Origin of the sequence: Aeromicrobium jepli, from assembly GCF_047246605.1 — a bacterium.
Taxonomy (GTDB): Bacteria; Actinomycetota; Actinomycetes; order Propionibacteriales; family Nocardioidaceae; genus Aeromicrobium.
Window position 1 is genome coordinate 470085 of sequence record NZ_JBFOKO010000002.1, and the last position, 16529, is coordinate 486613.

The following is a 16529-nucleotide window of genomic DNA, read 5'->3' on the forward strand; positions in this document are numbered from 1 at the left end:
TGCAGAGTTCTGACGCCGGGGAAGTGACGTCAGAACCCCTCAGGCGGGCATCGCGCCCCACCACCGGGATGCTCAGAAGATCCCGGGGAAGATCTCCTCCGACAGGTCGGCGAAGCCCTCCTCGTGCTCGTCCGAGAAGTCGTTCCAGCGAGCCGAGTCCCAGATCTCGAAGCGCTCGCCCGTGCCCACGACCGTGCAGTCGCGATCCAGCCCGGCCCAGTCCCGCAGCAGCTGCGAGATCGGGACGCGTCCCTGCTTGTCCGGCGTCTCGTGCGCCGCACCGCCGAAGAGCATGCGGATGAAGTTGCGCGCCTGCCGGTTCGTGAAGGAGGCCTGCCGCGCGCGACCGGAGAACTCGTCGAACGCCTCGGGCGTCCACCCGTAGATGCAGTGCTCCTGCCCGCGGGTCAGCACCACGCCGTCCGTCAGCAGCGGCCGGAACTTCGCCGGCAGGAAGAGCCTGCCCTTCTCGTCGAGCCGGGGCGTGAACGTGCCGAAGAAGTGCGCCGATGCCGGTGCGGTCATCGCGTCCTCCCTGCTCCACGTCGCTCTCCCTCGAGGTCGAAGTCCGGTGTCTCCACCACTTCGCACCACCTTAACCCACAACGCTCCACCATCCACCCAACTTTCGTCAAGGGACGGGCGTGTCGTGTGTGACGGAGGACGAAAAAGCCCGCCGTCCCAAGGACCACGGGCAAGTGGAGCGAAGTGGGGGGATTTTCGGCGCAGGTGGTGCGTGCGGGAGGCCCGGGGAACGACGAAGGCCCCGCCGTGGGCGGGGCCTTCGAGTGTCGGTGCGGGCGGTCAGTACCCGCTGTCGTCCTGGCGTCGCTGCCAGCGCTCCTCCATGCGCTCGACGAACGATCCCCCGGAGCTCTTGGGCGAGGCGGGCGTGGGGCGACTGGGCTGGTCGGAGCCGCTGATCCCGCGGCGCCACGCACGGATGAAGAAGTAGGCGGTCGCCACCATGGCGACGAAGCCGGCGACCCCCAGCCAGGTCATCTGGGACACGGCGCCGCCGAGCAGCATGGCGATGCCGATGACGAAGCCCACGGCACACGCGATCGCGATGCGGCGGTTGTGGGCGATGAGCTTGGAGCCGCGCAGCGTCGAGGCGAACTCCGGATCCTCTGCGGCCAGCGACTGCTCGAGCTGAGCGAGCAAGCGGGCCTCTTCGTCCGACAGTGGCACGGTGACTCCTCGGTCAGGGGTGTGAGGTCGATTCTAGGCTGGCCATGGTCTGCAATCCAGCGGAGCGTCCCGCGAACTGCGGAATCGACCGGATCGCCTGCTCCAGGGCGAACAGCTCCTCGCGCGCGCCGGCCGATCCGTCCACCACGACCCCGGGCACCTCGTCGCTCAGCACGCGCACCCCACGCGTGTGCGCGACCGCCAGGCCGTGCGTCGCCAGCAGCGCCTCGAGCTCCTCGGGCAGCCAGCGTCGCGGACCCCATCCGGCGAGGTCCCACGAGGCGTCCGGCGTCGCGCCGACGAGCGCGCGGGCACCGGCGAAGTCGCCCGCCGCCGCGCGGGACGCGACCGCCGCGACGCGTCCGGGGACCAGGACGCTGAGCCAGCCGCCGGGCCGCAGCACGCCGCGCGCCGCGTCGATCGCGGCGCCCGGGTCGGGCACGTGCTCCAGCACGCCGTGGCACACGACGAGGTCCATGCTGGCCGCGTCGACGTGCTCGGCGAGGTCGTCCGCGTCGCCCAGGCGACCGTCGACGGTGACGCCGGCCTCGGCCGCGCGGCGGGCCGAGGAGGCGAGGGCGTCGGGGCTCGGGTCGACCACCACGACCCGGTGGCCGAGGGCGGCGATGCGCACGGCGTCCGAGCCGGTGCCGCCGCCGAGGTCGAGCACGTCGAGCGAGCCGGAGCCGTCGGGCGCGGCACCGGCGCACACGAGCGCATCGAGCACGGACTGCCACGCCAGGACGCCACGGATCGGACCCATGGGGCCACCTTCCCACAGGCGGGACGCCCGAGCGGGTCGCGGTACGGTCGGCCGCATGGATCTCGGCTCGCGGCACCCCGGTCCCCGCTGATGGCACGCGTCCTCGTCGTCGGCAGCGGGTTCGCCGGCCTCTCCGCCGCAGCCCGCCTGGCCAAGCTCCGCCACGACGTCACGGTCCTCGAGCGCGAGGACGAGCCGGGCGGGCGCCTGCTCGGCGTGCCGATCGGCGGCGAGCGCTGGGCCGCCGGGCCCGAGTCGGTCACACTGCCCGGGGTCTTCCGCGACCTGTTCCGCAAGTCCGGCCGTCCCATGGACGCGCTGATCGCGATCTCCCCCGCCGGCCCGCGGCACCACGTCGTCCCCGGCCGGTGGCCGCGCCGCGGCGCCGCGCTCGACCTGCCGTTCGGCACGCGCGGCGCCCAGCACGACGCCGTCGTCGCGGCCCTGGGCGACGACGCCTGGTCGCCGTGGCTCGACGGGCTCGCCGACCCGTGGGACCAGCTGCGGCGCGGCACGCTCGAGGTCGTGCACGAGCCGGGCGCCGAGACCTCCCCTCCCCTGGCCGGCCGGACGGTCGAGCGGTTCACCCGCGGGCTGCGCGACCGGCGGCTGCGGCGCCTGGCCGCCGACCTCGCCGGCATCGACCCGACGCGCGCGCCCGCCGTGCTGGCGGTGTGGCCGTACGTCGAGCGGAACTTCGGCCGGTGGCGGTTCGACGGCGGCTCGGCCGGACTCGCCGCGGCGCTGCTGACCCGGCTGCGCGAGCGGAAGGTGACGATCGAGACCGGGATGGTCGCCGAGCTCACGCCCGCGGGTCCGGTGGTGGACGGTCAGCCGCGCGAGGCCGATGTCGTCGTGTGGGCCGCCGGGGCCGACCCCGCCGGCGCTCCCCCGTCGACGCGCCGGCTGCACGCCGTACGTCTCGACGGCGCGACGCTTCCCGACGACCTCGTCGTGCACGGCCGCCAGGCGGTGCGCGGCTGGCGGTCGGGCGACGGGTGGGTGCTCGAGTCGGCTGCCGACGTCGACCCGCTGGACGTCCTGGCGCGCGGCGGGCTCGACGTGCGCGAGGCGGTGACCTGGCGCGACAGCGTCGATGCGTCGCCGCTGCTGGCCGAGCTGCCGCGACCGGCTCGCAGCCCGCGGCACGGCCTGTGGCTCGTCGGCGGCGCCGCCGTCCCCGGCGCCTCGCTCGAGGTCACCGGCATGGGCACCGCGGCGCTCGCGGCGCACCTCGGACCCGCGCCCCGCTGACGGTCCTCGGGGTCGACTGAACGAGGTTCTCGGTCACTTCACGGGGAGCGCAACCCTCGTGAAGTGACAGGAAACCTACTTAACCGGGGAAACCGTCACACCAAGCCGTCGGCGCGCAGCTGCTCGAAGATCTCGCGCGTCGCGGGCGAGCGGTTCAGCGTCATGAAGTGCAGGCCCGGCGCGCCACCGGCCAGCAGGTCGCGGCACAGCTGCGTTGCGAGCTCGATGCCCTTGGCCCGCACGGCCGCGCGGTCCTGGGCGATCGGCTCGATCTGGTCGAGCACCTCGCGCGGCATGTCGGCGCCCGACAGCTCGGCCATCCGGGCCACCTGGCCGAAGTTCAGGATCGGCATGATGCCCGGCACGATCGGCAGGTCGCAGCCGCGCGCGCGCACCCGCTCGACGAGGCCGAAGTAGTCGCTCGCGCGGAAGAACAGCTGCGTGATGGCGAAGCTCGCGCCGGCGCGGGCCTTCGCGACGAGCACCTCGGCATCGGCGTCGAGGTCGGCCGCGTCGGGGTGGCCCTCGGGGAACGCCGCGACGCCGACCGACAGGCCGCCGACCTCGTGGACCAGCTCGACGAGGTCGATCGCGTGGTCCATGCCGTCGGGGTGCGGCTCCCACGGCGCGCGCGGGCCGCCGGCCGGGTCGCCGCGGAGCGCCAGCACGTGCCGGACCCCGGCCGCGACGTACTGCTTGAGGACGGTCTCGATCTCGCCGCGGCTCTGGCCGACGAGCGTGAGGTGGCCGACGGGCGGCATCGTGGCCTCGCGGGCGATGCGCTCGGTGATCCGGACGGTGCGGCCCTGGCTCGTGCCGCCCGCGCCGTAGGTCACCGAGACGAACGTCGGCCGCAGCGGAGCGAGGTCGTCGATCGTGCGCCACAGCTGCGCCTCGCCCTCGTCGTCCTTCGGCGGGAAGAACTCGAACGACACGGCGGGTCGGTCCGCCGCCAGCGCTTGCGCGATGACGTCGGGGCGTGCGGTGTCGTCCGTGTCGGGCATGGCGCAACGGTATCCTCAGGCGGGTGAGCAGCCCGGCAGCAGATTCCACCTTTCGGACAGCTGTCGCCGAGCAGCTCTCCTCCTTCGTCGCCGAGCAGCACCGGCTGCTGACCGACCTGGACCCGATGGTCGGCGACCTCGTCGACACCGCCGCCGCGTTCACCGCGGGCGGCAAGCTGCTGCGCCCCACGTTCTGCCACGCCGGCTGGCTGCTGGCCGGCGGCGCCCCCGGCGACCCGCGCATCGCCGCGGCCGGCGCCGCGTTCGAGTGGCTGCAGGGCAGCGCCCTCGTCCACGACGACCTGATGGACGGCTCGGACACCCGCCGCGGCCGGCCCAGCGTGCACCGCGACTTCGAGGCCCGGCACCGGGACGCGCGGGCCCTCGGGGACGCCGCCGAGTACGGCGCGCGCGTCGCGATCCTGCTGGGCGACCTGCTGCTCGCCTGGGCGGACCAGCACTTCCGCCGGGCCCGCCCCGACGAGCGCACCGCCGACCTGTGGGACTTCTGCAAGTCCGAGGTCGTCTCGGGCCAGTTCCTCGACGTGGTCGCCCAGACGCGCGACCGGTTCGACATCGACAGCGCGATGCACGTCGTCCGCTTCAAGGCCGCCAAATACACGGTCGAGCGGCCGCTCCACGTCGGCGCCGCGCTGGCCGGCGCCGACGACGCGCTGCTCGCGGAGCTCACCGACGTCGCCCTGCCGCTGGGTGAGGCGTTCCAGCTGCGCGACGACGTGCTCGGCGTGTTCGGCGATCCCGCCGACACGGGCAAGCCCGCGGGCGACGACCTGCGCGAGGGCAAGCGCACGGTGCTGGTCGCCCGCACCGCCCAGGTGGTCGGCGACGAGCGCGTCCTGGGACTGCTCGGCACCGCCGAGGGCGTCGACGAGCTGCGCGACCTCATCGACTCCAGCGGCGCCCTCGCCGCCGTCGAGGGCGACATCGACCGGCTCTCGGACCGGGCCCATGCGGCGATCGCCGCGATCGGCCCCCACGCGGTCGAGCTGCTCGCGCCGCTGGTCGACGCCGCCACGCGGCGCGTGCGCTGACCGGGGCGCCCGGGGCCCGGCCCCTAGAATCAAGGTGGTTTCCACGAGAGGCGGGACATGACGCTCACCGATGACGACGCACTCGTCGGGCGGACGCTCGACGGTCGATACGTCATCCACGAGCGCATCGCCCGGGGCGGGATGGCGAGCGTCTTCCGCGCCACCGACCTGCGGCTCGACCGCGTCGTCGCGGTCAAGATCATGCACCCCGACACCGACCTCGAGGACTCCCCCGACCGCTTCGTCCGCGAGGCGAAGGCCGCCGCCCAGCTCAACCACCGCGGCATCGTGTCGGTCTACGACCAGGGCATCGACGGCGACACGACGTACCTCGTGATGGAGTACGTGCCCGGCCGCACGCTGCGCGACGTGCTGCGCGCCGAGGCGCCCATGGCCCCGCGCCGCGCGCTGTCCTACCTCGAGCCGATCCTCATGGCGCTGTCGGCCGCGCACGACGTCCACCTCGTGCACCGCGACATCAAGCCCGAGAACGTCCTGATCTCCACGACCGGCGAGGTCAAGCTCGCGGACTTCGGCCTGGCCCGCGCCGTCAGCCACGACTCCACCACCACCGATGGCGTGCTCGTCGGCACGGTCTCGTACCTGGCTCCCGAGGTCATCACGCACCAGGGCGCGGACGCCCGCACCGACGTGTACGCATGCGGCGCGATGCTCTACGAGATGCTGACCGGCTCCAAGCCCCACACGGGCGACTCACCGCTCGCCGTCGCGCACCGTCACGTGAACGAGGACGTCTCGCCGCCCTCACGCGTGCAGCCGGGCATCCCGCCGTACCTCGACGCCCTCGTGCTGCGCGCCATGACGCGCGACCGCGGCCGCCGCTCCCCCGACGCGCGCGTCCTGCTGCACCAGCTGCGCCAGGTCCAGCGGGCGCTCGCGGCCGGCCTGGCCGACGACCCCGAGCTGACGGCCGACCTGCTGCCCGGCTCGGGTCCCACCCCGGCCGACCTCCCGTCGCTGGACACGGTGCCCGCCGACGTCGAGCTGACCGCGCCGGTCACGTCGCTGTACGACGTCGACGCCGACCAGCCCACCACCGCCGTCGGCGAGCCGACCACGGCCCTGGCGGCCGGCGTGCCCCCCGCCGTCCCGCCGGAGCGCGAGGCCGCACGCCGCAGCCGCCGAGGCCCGCTCATGCTGCTGCTCGCGGTCGCCGCCCTGGCCGCCACGGCGCTGCTCGGCTGGTACATCGCGATCGGCCGGTACGAGACCGTGCCGAATCTCGTCTCGCTCAGCCGCGAGGAGGCCACGAAGACCGCCGAGGCCGCCGGCTTCACCGTCGAGACCGCCGACCCGGTGTTCTCCGAGGTCGTCGAGAAGGGCGCCGTCGTCTCCACGGATCCCGACGCCGGCTCGCGGCTGCTGCCCGACGACGTCATCACGCTCACGCTCAGCAAGGGCAAGGAGCGCTACGAGATCCCGAACATCCAGGGACGCACGGTCGAGGAGGCCAGCGCGATCCTCGCCGACCTCAACCTCACGGTCGGCGAGGTGACCGAGCAGTTCAGCGACAAAATCCCCACCGGCGGGATCGTCAAGTCCAGCAGCCACAAGGTCGGCGACCTGGTCAAGCGCGACACCGCCGTCGACCTGGTCGTCAGCAAGGGTCCCAAGCCCATCACGATCGAGGACCACACGGGCGACCCCGCCGACGACGCCGCCGCCGACCTCGAGGCCAAGGGCTTCGTCGTGAAGACGGTCGAGCAGTTCAGCGACACGGTCCGCGAGGGACGCGTCATCTCGCAGTCCCCGAGCGCCGGCACCGGCGTGCGTGGCGACACCATCACGCTGACGGTCTCGAAGGGTCCCGAGATGGTCGCCGTGCCCGACCTCAAGGGCATGACCGAGGACCAGGCCCGCGCCGCCCTCTCGGCGGTCGGCCTCAAGCTCAACGCCACGCGCAACCCGTTCGCGGGCGGGGACCCCACGGTCCGCTACCAGTTGACCGAGGCCGGCAAGAAGGTCAAGCGCGGCTCGACCGTCTCGGTCTTCCTGTCCTGAGACGACCGAACGCGGGCCCGCCGGAGCGGACCCGCGTTCGTCGGACGATCTCGATCAGCTGCGACCGGCGAGCATCTCGGCGACGAGGAACGCCAGCTCGAGCGACTGCGCCCGGTTGAGGCGCGGGTCGCACAGCGTCTCGTAGCGGTGCGCCAGGTCCTCGGCGGACAGCCGCATGCCGCCGCCGACGCACTCGGTGACGTCGTCGCCGGTCAGCTCGACGTGCAGGCCGCCGGGCCACGTGCCGAGCGAGCGGTGCACCTCGAAGAAGCCGCGGACCTCGTCGATGACGTCGTCGAACTCGCGCGTCTTGTAGCCGTTGTCCGTCGCGAACGTGTTGCCGTGCATCGGGTCGGTGACCCACGCGACCTCGGCGCCGGCCGCCGTGACCTTCTCGACGAGCGTCGGGAGCAGGTCGCGGATCTTCTGGGCGCCGAAGCGGGTGATGAACGTGATCTTGCCAGGCACGCGCTCGGGGTTGAGCTTCTCGTACAGGGCGAGCGCGTCGTCGGGCGTCGTGGTGGGGCCGAGCTTCACGCCGATCGGGTTGGCGATGCGGCTCAGCAGCTCCACGTGGGCGCCGTCGAGCTGGCGCGTGCGCTCTCCGATCCACACGAAGTGGCCGGAGACGTCGTACGGCAGGCTCGTGCGCGAGTCGATGCGGGTCAGGGCGTGCTCGTACTCCAGCACGAGCGCCTCGTGCGAGGAGTAGAAGTCGACCGTGTGCAGCTCGTCGGGATCGGCGCCGATCGCGGCCATGAACGCCAGGGCGCGGTCGATCTCGTCACCGATGCGCTCGTAGCGCTCGCGGACGGGGCTGTTGCGCACGAAGTCCGTGTTCCACGCGTGCATCTGGCGCAGGTCGGCGTAGCCGCCCGTCGTGAAGGCGCGCGCGAGGTTCAGCGTGGCGCTGGAGGCGTGGTAGACGTCCAACAGGCGCTGGGGGTCGGGGATGCGGGCCTCGGGCGTGAAGTCGAAGCCGTTGACCGCGTCGCCGCGGTAGGCCGGCAGCGTGACGCCGTCACGGGTCTCGGTGTCGCTCGAGCGCGGCTTGGCGTACTGCCCGGCGAGGCGGCCGACCTTCACGACCGGGACGCTGGCGGCGTACGTCAGCACGACGGCCATCGACAGCAGGACGCGCAGCTTGTTGCGCACGTTCTCGGCCGTGACGCCCTCGAACGTCTCGGCGCAGTCGCCGCCCTGCAGGAGGAAGGCCTCGCCGCGCGAGACGGCGGCCATCTTGTCGCGGAGGGCGTCGCACTCGCCCGCAAACACCAGCGGCGGCATCTTCCGCAGCTTCTCGACGGCACGGTCCCGCGCGTCGGTGTCGGGGTACGTCGGCTGCTGGGCAGCGCCGAGCGCACGCAGGTCTTCGAGGGTGGGGATGCTCACCGCACAAGGATACGTCGAGCCCTTAGCGCCTCATGACGCCGTCCGCACCTCGGGAGTCCCGGGGGTCACTCCGCGATCTCGCGGATGACCTCCTCGACCTCGGCGCGCTCGCGCTCCTTGGCCGCCTGCTTCTCCAGCTCCTTGTCGCGGCGCTTGGCGTCGGGGGCGTACAGGTCGACGTACTCCTGGCCCGAGAGGTTCATGATCTCGTACATGATCTCGTCGGTGATCGCGCGCAGGATGTAGCGGTCGTCCTCCATGCCCTCGTAGCGGCTGAAGTCCAGCGGCTTGCCGAAGCGGACGCCGGGGCGCGCGTAGCGGCCCACGAGGCGGCCCGGAGGGGCGATGACGTCGGTGTTGATGACCGCGACGGGGATCACCGGCACGCCCGACTCGAGCGCGAGGCGCGCGACGCCGGTGCGGCCGCGGTAGAGCTTGCCGTCGTGCGAGCGGGTGCCCTCGGGGAAGATGCCGCAGATCTCGCCGTCGGCCAGCAGGCGCAGCTGCGTGCGGATCGCGCCGGCGGCGGCGCTGCCGCTGCTGCGGTCGATCGGCACCTGGCCGGCGCCGCGGAAGAACCCGCGCTGGAAGAAGCCCTTCACGCCCGCGCCCTCGAAGTACTCGGCCTTGGCGACGTACGTGACGCGGCGCGGGATCACGAGCGGCATGAACAGCCAGTCGCTGTACGACAGGTGGTTGCTGGCCAGGATCGCGGCGCCCTCGCGGGGGACGTTCTCGGTCCCCTCCGCCCACGGCCGGAAGATCAGCTTCAGCAGCGGACCCAGCGCGAGGAACTTGAGGAACCAGTAGAACACGCACGAGACATTACCGCGCCGGACCGCCCGCGCCGCCGACATGGGGCACGATGGCGCCATGTCCGACTCCACCACGCCCCCCGTCCGCCCCGGGACCGAGCCGTTCAGCGCCGACGGCGGACCCGTCGGCGTCCTGCTCAGCCACGGCTTCACCGGCTCCCCCGCCTCCATGACGCCGTGGGGCCGCGAGCTCGCCGCCGCCGGTCACGCCGTCGAGGTGCCGCGGCTGCCCGGCCACGGCACGACGTGGCAGCACATGAACACCACGACGTGGCACGACTGGTACGGCGAGGTCGACGCGGCACTCACCCGGCTGCGCTCGCGCTGCGAGTTCGTCGCGGTCGCGGGCCTGTCGATGGGCGGCGCGCTCGCACTGCGCCTCGCGCAGCAGCGCCCCGCGGACGTCGGCGCGCTCGTGCTGGTGAACCCGGCCGTCGCGCTCAAGCGGCTCGACCTCAAGCTCGTTCCGCTGCTGAGCCGCGTGCTGCCCTCGATGCCGGGCATCGGCAACGACATCAAGATGCCGGGCCAGGACGAGATCGGCTACGACCGCACCCCGCTGCGGGCGCTCGCCTCGCAGCTGCAGCTGTGGCGGGACGTGCGCGAGAACCTGCACCGCGTGAGCGCTCCCCTGCTGATGTTCCGCTCGCTGGAGGACCACGTCGTCGACGCGACCACGGCCGGGCTGGTCATGCGCGGGGTGTCCTCGCGCGACCGCGAGCTGGTCGAGCTGACCGACAGCTACCACGTGGCGACGCTCGATCACGATGCGCAGGTCATCATGGAGAGGTCGGCGCGGTTCATCGCCGAGCACGCCCCGTCCGCCTGAGCATCCCGAGGAGTCCCTCGTGACCGACCCCAAGTCGTCCCCCGACGACTTCGACCGCATCGTCGAGGGACTCGAGCTCGACCTGACGGGCCTGGACGACTTCGACGACGCGGCGGCCCGGGCGGCCGCCGCCCGCGAGCGCGCCGAGCTCGAGGAGCAGCAGCGCCGGGAGGCCGAGCCCGATGAGGACCCGGCCGAGCAGTTCTACCGGCAGGTCGGCCCGGCGGACCTGCGTGCCGACCCGCGCACGCGACTGGCGTGGTTCGTGGTCATCGGCGGTCCGGCCGTGCTGCTGCTGGCGTCGATGGCCTCGCTGCGCCCGCCGGCGCCCGTGGTGGGGCTGGTCATCGCGGCCGCGGTCGCCGGCGTCGTCTACCTGATCGCGCGACTGCCGGACCGGGGACCGAGTAACCCGGACTGGCCGGACGACGGCGCCGCGCTCTGAGCCGCGCCAGGTCGGCCGCCCCGACGACGCCCGCGTCGTTGCCCAGGTGCGCGGCGACGATGCGCGCCTCGGAGCGGTAGCCGCGCCCCGTCAGGTGGTCGCCGAACGCCGTGCGGGCGGGTCGCAGCAACAGCTCGCCGTTGTCGCTCACGCCGCCGCCGATCACGAAGATGTTGGGGTCCAGCGCCGCCGCCAGGTTGGCCAGCCCGATGCCGAGCCAGCGGCCGACCTCGGCGATCCACTCGACGGCCTCGGCGTGCCCGCGGCTCGCGAGCTCGGCGACGACGCGCCCGTCGACCCGGTCCGCAGCGCCGGCGAGGTCGACGAGCGCCCGCCCCGTGTCCGTGGCCTGCTCGACCGCGGCGCGGGCGCGGCGGTCGAGCACGTGCCCGCTGGCGTACTGCTCCCAGCAGCCGCGGTTGCCGCACTCGCACGGGCGGCCGTCGTCGACGACGCGCTGGTGGCCGAACTCCCCCGCCATGCCCGAGTGGCCGCGGTACAGCCGGCCGTCCAGCACCATGGCGCCGCCGATGCCCGTGCCGAGGTTGACCAGCACGACGTCGGGCTGGTTCTGGGCGGCGCCGAAGCGCCACTCGGCCCAGCCGGCGGCGTTGGCGTCGTTGTCGACCAGGACGGGCAGTCGCGTGCGGCGCACGACGGCGTCGCGCAGGGGCTCGTTGCGCCACGCCAGGTGGGGCGAGAACACGACGGTGGAGCCCGTCACGTCGACGTAGCCCGCGGCGCCCACGCCCACGGCACGGACGGCGTAGGAGTCGCGGAACTCCTCCACGAGGTCGGCGATGGCGTCCAGGACCGCGGTGCTGTCGGTGGAGGGGGTGGCGCGACGGGCCCGCGCCACGACGCGGCCGTCCTCGTCCACGACGCCGCCGGCGATCTTGGTGCCGCCGATGTCGATGCCGACGGCGAGCCGCTCAGGCACGGGCTCCGCTCTCGACGCGGCGCTTCAGTCCCTTGAGGGCCGTGTCGACGATGACCTTCTCGGCCTTGCGGCGCAGCATGCCCAGCAGCGGCAGCCGCAGGTCGACCGCCAGCTGGTAGGTCACCCGGGTGCGGCCGCCGGCGACGGCGTCGAGCGTGTAGGAGCCGTCCATCGCCGAGAGCATGGACTCCTCGTCGGGCACGAGGCTCCACGTGACGAGACGTTCGTCACGCCAGTCGTAGCGCAGGGTGAACGTGTCGCGGATGGGAGGCGAGTCGACGACGAACCTGACGTCGAGGGGGCGGCCCTGCTCGTCGGTCGCGAGCACCCGCACGTCCTGCATCCCGGTGGCCCAGTCCGGATAGTCCTCGAACCGGGCGATGACGGCCATGACGTCCCCGGCCGGCGCCTCGATCACGATGTCGCTGACCGTGCGTGCCATGTCCACCTCCTGCCTTCGAGCGTCAGCCTATCGGCGCGCCGGGACGGTCAGCGGGCAGAGTACGGTGCTCTCTGTGAGTACGCAGAAAGTTGACCCCTCGACCGTTGATCGCTGGGGCACGCTGAGTCAGGACGTCCTCGACCGACTGGACGCCGACCGCGAGAAGGTCGCCCTGCGCCGCGTCGTCGACGGGGCCTGGACCGACGTCACGCTGGGCGAGTTCCATCGCCAGGTGACCGAGGCCGCGAAGGGCCTGCTGGCCGGCGGGGTCGAGCCCGGCGGCCGCGTCGCCGTCCTGGCCAAGACGCGCTACGAGTGGACCGTCCTCGACTACGCCATCTGGTGGATCGGCGCCGTCACCGTCCCCGTGTACGAGACCTCCTCCGCGTCGCAGATCGCCTGGATCCTGGCCGACTCCGGCGCGACGCACCTGTTCTACGAGAGCGACGAGCACCTCGCGCGCGTCAAGGAGGCGCAGGTCGAGGCGCCCGAGCTGACGACCGTGCGACCCATCGGGGACGTGCTGGGCCAGCTGCCCGCCGAGGGCGTCTCGATCGTGGACGCGACCCTCGAGCTGCGCCGCGCCGCCGTGCGCCCCGCCGACGTCGCCACCTTGATCTACACGTCCGGCACCACGGGCCGCCCCAAGGGCTGCATGCTGACGCACGCCAACTTCCGGGCCGAGCTGGCCGGCGCGCACGAGCGCCTGGGCGTCATGTTCGCGCCGGGCTCCTCCACGCTGCTGTTCCTGCCCCTGGCGCACGTGTTCGCCCGCATCATCCAGGTCGGCGCGATCCGCCACGGCTCGGTGCTCGGCCACACCGCCGACATCTCCGCGCTCGTCGAGACGCTCGGTGAGTTCAAGCCGACCTTCGTCCTGGCCGTCCCGCGCGTCTTCGAGAAGGTCTTCAACTCCGCCAGCAGCAAGGCGTACACCGAGGGCAAGGGCAAGATCTTCGACGCCGCCGTCCGCACGTCGATCGCCTACAGCATGGCCAGCGAGGACGGCAGGCCGTCGATCGCGCTGCGCGCCAAGCACGCCGTGTTCGACAAGCTGGTCTACGCCAAGCTGCGCCAGGCCCTCGGCGGCCGGGCCAGGTACGCGATCTCGGGCGGCGCGCCGCTGGGCGACCGCCTCGGCCACTTCTTCAAGGGCGTCGGCCTCAACGTCTTCGAGGGCTACGGCCTGACCGAGACGACCGCCGCGCTCACGGTCAACCACCCCGGCGGCCAGCGCATCGGCACTGTGGGCCAGCCCTTCCCCGAGGTCGAAGTCCGCGTCGGCGAGGACGGCGAGCTGCAGTTCCGCGGCCCGCAGGTCTTCACCGGCTACTGGAACGCCGAGCGCGCCACGCGCGACGTGCTGACCGAGGACGGCTGGTTCTCCACCGGCGACCTGGGCGAGATCTCCGACGACGGCTTCGTGCGCATCACGGGCCGCAAGAAGGAGATCATCGTGACCGCGGGCGGCAAGAACGTCTCCCCCGCGATCCTCGAGGACCGCGTCCGCGCGCACCCGATCATCAGCCAGTGCCTCGTCGTGGGCGAGGGCAAGCCGTTCGTGTCGGCCCTCATCACGATCGACCCCGAAGGCTGGGACGGCGAGCTCGACGACCCCGCGCTGCTCGACCAGGTGCAGAAGGCGATCGACGACGCCAACACGCAGGTGTCGCGCGCCGAAGCCATCCGCAAGTTCGCGATCATCCCCGAGGACTTCACCGAGGAGAACGGCTACCTGACGCCCTCGTTCAAGGTGAAGCGCCACATGGTCGTGCGGGACCTGCACGACACGATCGAGGCGCTCTACGTCCGCTGACCGGACCACGACGCCGACACGACGGCGGCCCTCCCCCACCCGGGGAAGGGCCGCCGTCGTCGTTCGACCGGGACTCAGCGCCCGACGGCCATGCGGGCCGCGCCGCGCAGGGCCCGCCACGCGACCCACCCGCCGGCGATGGCCGGCAGCGCGATCACGACCGGGTCGACGACGTGGTGCTTGTCCACCCGTCCGCCCAGCCGGGGCCGGATGCTCGCGACCTTGCGCTCCACCGTCACTCCGGTCTCCTGCAGGAAGCTGTCGGGACGGTCGCTGCCGAGCGATCGCCACAGGTGCTGCTTGCTCTCGACCCGGTCCGCCGCGAGCAGCAGCAGCCAGTGCGCGGCGCGCGCCTCGCTGAACCTCGCGTACGCGAACCGGCGGATCGCGCCGGGGATGCCCTCCAGCGGCGCCACGGTGCCGAACACGGGCGTCAATTGGGCGTGCTCGATCGAGCGCTCGCGCGGGTAGGTCTCGGGCTGCTCGTCCGGGTAGTCCCACAGGACGCCCTCGGGCACGCCGTTGACGATCTCGCGCGGGAACGCCGGGCGGTCGGCGGGGTCGAGGTCCACGCCCCAGCCCGGGATGCGCTCACGCAGCTCCTCGCGCGTGGGGATGTTCGGCCGGACGCCGCGGATGTAGGGGATCTTCGCCATGTCTCTCCTCAGGCCGTCGGGGTGAGGACGGGCTTGATGCAGCCGTCGAGCTTCGCCGAGAACAGGTGGTAGCCCTCGGCGACGTCGTCCAGGGGGATGCGGTGCGTGATGATCTCGCGCGGCGACAGGTGGCCGTTGCGGATGTGCTCGAACAGCCGGGGCCACTGGCGCTTCACGGGACACTGGTTCATCCGCAGCGTGAGTCCCTTGTTGAGCGCGTCGCCGAACTTCACGGCGCTGAACATCGGGCCGTACGCGCCCATGACCGAGATCGTGCCGCCCTTGCGCACGGCGTCGATCGCCCAGTTCAGCGCGATCGGCGAGCCGCCCTGCAGCTTGAGCTTCGCGGCCGTCACGTGCTGCATGAGGTTGCCGTCGGCCTCCGCGCCGACGGCCTCGATCACGACGTCGGCACCGATGTCGTCGGTGATCTTCTTCAGGTGCACCACGACGTCGTGGTGCCGCCCGAAGTGGACGGTCTCGGCGTGCGCGAAGCTCTCGGCCAGGGCGAGCCGCTCGGGGACGTGGTCGACCACGATGACGCGGCCGGCGCCCATGAGCCACGCGGACTTCGCCGCGAACAGCCCGACCGGCCCCGCGCCGAACACCACGACCACGTCGCCCTCGGCGATGTCGGCCAGCTGCGCCCCGAAGTACCCCGTGGGCAGCGCGTCGGTGCACATCAGGGCGTCCTCCTCGTGCATCCACTCCGGGATGACGGTGGGACCCACGTCCGCGAACGGGACGCGCACGAACTCCGCCTGGCCCCCGTCGTAGCCGCCAGTGGTGTGCGAGTAGCCGTAGATGCCCCCCACGGCCGTGGCGTTGGGGTTCACGTTGTGGCAGTTGGAGTACAGGCCGCGGGCGCAGAAGTAGCACGTGCCGCAGAAGACGTTGAACGGCACCATGACCCGGTCGCCGACCTGGAGGTTGCGCACCGAGGGGCCGACCTCGTCGACCACGCCGATGAACTCGTGGCCGAACGTCGTGCCGACGCGCGTGTCGGGCATCATCCCGTGGAACAGGTGCAGGTCCGAGCCGCAGATCGCCGCGTGCGTCACCCGGACGATCGCGTCGTTCGGGTGCTCGATCCTGGGGTGCGGCTTCTCCTCGACCCGGACCCGGTAGGGCCCTCGGTACACCATCGCCTTCATGCATGTCCTCCCTCGGTGACTGGACTGGTGGCTCCGAACGTCCCGTGCGACCGATGGGTGCTGGGATGCTCTCCCCGGCGCAGCGGCGGCAGCTGCTCGATCCGCCCGGCGAGGCGCGCGAGCGCGGCGCTGGCCCGGGTCGCGGGCTCGCGCAGTCGCGCGGAGTGCTGGGCGACGAGGTCGAGCGCATCGCGGCTGCGGTCGGTGATCGTGAGCGGCAGCGCGGCGATCGCGTTGCCCGGCGGGCGGCGGGCAACGACGGGATGCGGTCGCGTCGGCGAGATCCGGCGGACGACCTCCCACGCCACGCCGAGCGCCTGCTGCTGGCGGACGGTGGTGCGCTGCTGCAGGCGCGGCAGCAGCTCGTCCTCCTCGTCGCGCACGTCCTCCTGCAGGACGCGCGTCAGGCGGTCGAGGATCGTCTCACGCCGGCTGTCGGTCGCGGGCAGCCGCTCCAGCGAGGTCCACAGCTCGTTGACCTCCTGGTGCTCCTGCTCGACCTGCAGCGTGAGCGCCTCGCCGTCGGGCAGCACGCGGCGCATGAGCGGCCACAGCACCGACTCCTCGGCGAAGGCGTGCGGGAAGACCAGTCGCGCGATCTTGCGCAGCACCCGGTCCCGGTCGTCGCCCGGCGGAGCCACCGCGAGCTGGTGGAGCAGCCGGTCCAGCCGCACATGGTCCCTCTTCTGGCGCGTCAGCACGCTGAGATTGCCCCCGAGCCGACGCTCGTCCTGGTCCGCGAGCGAGGTCATGC

General features: G+C 72.7%; 17 protein-coding genes. 6 read left to right on the forward strand and 11 right to left on the reverse strand.

The annotated features are described in order from the left end of the window. Positions 1-72 precede the first annotated feature (72 nt). The 3 genes from mraZ to AB3M81_RS05925 all read right to left on the reverse strand — a co-directional run bounded on the left by mraZ (position 73) and on the right by AB3M81_RS05925 (position 1954). Entirely contained in the window at positions 73-525 is a 453-nt protein-coding gene (gene mraZ / locus AB3M81_RS05915) for a division/cell wall cluster transcriptional repressor MraZ (RefSeq protein ID WP_412902978.1), read from the reverse strand. Between the two features lie 279 nt (positions 526-804). Next, positions 805-1191, reverse strand: coding sequence for an SCO2097 family morphological protein (locus tag AB3M81_RS05920; protein WP_412902979.1), 387 nt, complete (start codon positions 1189-1191; stop codon positions 805-807). 13 nt (positions 1192-1204) lie between these two features. Then, entirely contained in the window at positions 1205-1954 is a 750-nt protein-coding gene (locus tag AB3M81_RS05925) for a class I SAM-dependent methyltransferase (RefSeq protein ID WP_412902980.1), read from the reverse strand. A gap of 90 nt (positions 1955-2044) precedes the next feature. On the opposite strand from AB3M81_RS05925, the gene AB3M81_RS05930 reads away from it, so the two are divergent. Next, complete coding sequence (locus AB3M81_RS05930) at positions 2045-3208, forward strand: phytoene desaturase family protein (protein ID WP_412902981.1); 1164 nt, start codon at positions 2045-2047, stop codon at positions 3206-3208. A gap of 95 nt (positions 3209-3303) precedes the next feature. On the opposite strand, the gene metF is transcribed toward AB3M81_RS05930, so the two are convergent. Beyond that, complete coding sequence (gene metF / locus AB3M81_RS05935) at positions 3304-4212, reverse strand: methylenetetrahydrofolate reductase [NAD(P)H] (protein WP_412902982.1); 909 nt, start codon at positions 4210-4212, stop codon at positions 3304-3306. 23 nt (positions 4213-4235) lie between these two features. On the opposite strand from metF, the gene AB3M81_RS05940 reads away from it, so the two are divergent. Continuing rightward, positions 4236-5264 carry a polyprenyl synthetase family protein gene (locus AB3M81_RS05940; protein ID WP_412902983.1) on the forward strand — a complete coding sequence of 343 codons (1029 nt, stop codon included), beginning with the start codon at positions 4236-4238 and terminating at the stop codon, positions 5262-5264. Between the two features lie 57 nt (positions 5265-5321). Beyond that, a complete protein-coding gene (gene pknB, locus AB3M81_RS05945) occupies positions 5322-7286 on the forward strand; it encodes a Stk1 family PASTA domain-containing Ser/Thr kinase (protein WP_412902984.1) in 1965 nt (654 codons plus the stop codon). Positions 7287-7340: 54 nt separating this feature from the next. Here pknB and AB3M81_RS05950 read toward each other — a convergent pair whose 3' ends face one another. Further along, the gene (locus tag AB3M81_RS05950; RefSeq protein ID WP_412902985.1) at positions 7341-8678 is read right to left on the reverse strand and encodes a class II 3-deoxy-7-phosphoheptulonate synthase; all 1338 of its coding nucleotides are present in this window, start codon (positions 8676-8678) and stop codon (positions 7341-7343) included. Positions 8679-8743: 65 nt separating this feature from the next. Continuing rightward, positions 8744-9493 carry a lysophospholipid acyltransferase family protein gene (locus tag AB3M81_RS05955; RefSeq protein WP_412902986.1) on the reverse strand — a complete coding sequence of 250 codons (750 nt, stop codon included), beginning with the start codon at positions 9491-9493 and terminating at the stop codon, positions 8744-8746. Positions 9494-9551: 58 nt separating this feature from the next. Here AB3M81_RS05955 and AB3M81_RS05960 point away from each other — a divergent pair, with 58 nt between their 5' ends. Both AB3M81_RS05960 and AB3M81_RS05965 read left to right on the forward strand, forming a co-directional pair. Then, positions 9552-10322, forward strand: coding sequence for an alpha/beta hydrolase (locus AB3M81_RS05960; protein ID WP_412902987.1), 771 nt, complete (start codon positions 9552-9554; stop codon positions 10320-10322). A 19-nt stretch (positions 10323-10341) separates the two neighbouring features. Continuing rightward, positions 10342-10767 (forward strand): hypothetical protein, encoded by a 426-nt coding sequence (locus AB3M81_RS05965; RefSeq protein ID WP_412902988.1) that lies wholly within the window; start codon positions 10342-10344, stop codon positions 10765-10767. Here the strand turns inward: AB3M81_RS05965 and AB3M81_RS05970 are convergent. After that, complete coding sequence (locus tag AB3M81_RS05970; protein ID WP_412902989.1) at positions 10667-11707, reverse strand: ROK family glucokinase; 1041 nt, start codon at positions 11705-11707, stop codon at positions 10667-10669. The two genes, AB3M81_RS05965 and AB3M81_RS05970, sit on opposite strands and share 101 nt — an antisense overlap. Then, the gene (locus AB3M81_RS05975; protein ID WP_412902990.1) at positions 11700-12149 is read right to left on the reverse strand and encodes an SRPBCC family protein; all 450 of its coding nucleotides are present in this window, start codon (positions 12147-12149) and stop codon (positions 11700-11702) included. The genes AB3M81_RS05970 and AB3M81_RS05975 overlap by 8 nt, the downstream gene beginning before the upstream one ends. Before the next feature lie 73 nt (positions 12150-12222). Between AB3M81_RS05975 and AB3M81_RS05980 the strand changes: the two genes are divergently transcribed. Continuing rightward, positions 12223-13965 (forward strand): AMP-dependent synthetase/ligase, encoded by a 1743-nt coding sequence (locus tag AB3M81_RS05980; protein WP_412902991.1) that lies wholly within the window; start codon positions 12223-12225, stop codon positions 13963-13965. 74 nt (positions 13966-14039) lie between these two features. Here AB3M81_RS05980 and AB3M81_RS05985 read toward each other — a convergent pair whose 3' ends face one another. From AB3M81_RS05985 to AB3M81_RS05995, 3 genes are read right to left on the reverse strand one after another with little or no spacing between them, the layout of a single operon-like run. After that, positions 14040-14621 (reverse strand): hypothetical protein, encoded by a 582-nt coding sequence (locus tag AB3M81_RS05985; protein ID WP_412902992.1) that lies wholly within the window; start codon positions 14619-14621, stop codon positions 14040-14042. Between the two features lie 8 nt (positions 14622-14629). Further along, positions 14630-15775 carry a zinc-dependent alcohol dehydrogenase gene (locus AB3M81_RS05990; RefSeq protein WP_412902993.1) on the reverse strand — a complete coding sequence of 382 codons (1146 nt, stop codon included), beginning with the start codon at positions 15773-15775 and terminating at the stop codon, positions 14630-14632. Next, positions 15772-16527: a hemerythrin domain-containing protein gene (locus AB3M81_RS05995; RefSeq protein WP_412902994.1), complete on the reverse strand. Its 756-nt coding sequence runs from the start codon at positions 16525-16527 to the stop codon at positions 15772-15774. The genes AB3M81_RS05990 and AB3M81_RS05995 overlap by 4 nt, the downstream gene beginning before the upstream one ends. Between the last annotated feature and the right edge of the window lie 2 nt (positions 16528-16529).

Bases quoted from the DNA above. Each gene is read 5' to 3' on its own strand.
- pknB (WP_412902984.1), top strand. From the start codon at position 5,322: ATGACGCTCACCGATGACGACGCACTCGTCGGGCGGACGCTCGACGGT.
- mraZ (WP_412902978.1), bottom strand. From the start codon at position 525: ATGACCGCACCGGCATCGGCGCACTTCTTCGGCACGTTCACGCCCCGG.
- AB3M81_RS05925 (WP_412902980.1), bottom strand. From the start codon at position 1,954: ATGGGTCCGATCCGTGGCGTCCTGGCGTGGCAGTCCGTGCTCGATGCG.
- AB3M81_RS05975 (WP_412902990.1), bottom strand. From the start codon at position 12,149: ATGGCACGCACGGTCAGCGACATCGTGATCGAGGCGCCGGCCGGGGAC.
- AB3M81_RS05990 (WP_412902993.1), bottom strand. From the start codon at position 15,775: ATGAAGGCGATGGTGTACCGAGGGCCCTACCGGGTCCGGGTCGAGGAG.
- AB3M81_RS05985 (WP_412902992.1), bottom strand. From the start codon at position 14,621: ATGGCGAAGATCCCCTACATCCGCGGCGTCCGGCCGAACATCCCCACG.
- metF (WP_412902982.1), bottom strand. From the start codon at position 4,212: ATGCCCGACACGGACGACACCGCACGCCCCGACGTCATCGCGCAAGCG.
- AB3M81_RS05960 (WP_412902987.1), top strand. From the start codon at position 9,552: ATGTCCGACTCCACCACGCCCCCCGTCCGCCCCGGGACCGAGCCGTTC.
- AB3M81_RS05930 (WP_412902981.1), top strand. From the start codon at position 2,045: ATGGCACGCGTCCTCGTCGTCGGCAGCGGGTTCGCCGGCCTCTCCGCC.
- AB3M81_RS05995 (WP_412902994.1), bottom strand. From the start codon at position 16,527: ATGACCTCGCTCGCGGACCAGGACGAGCGTCGGCTCGGGGGCAATCTC.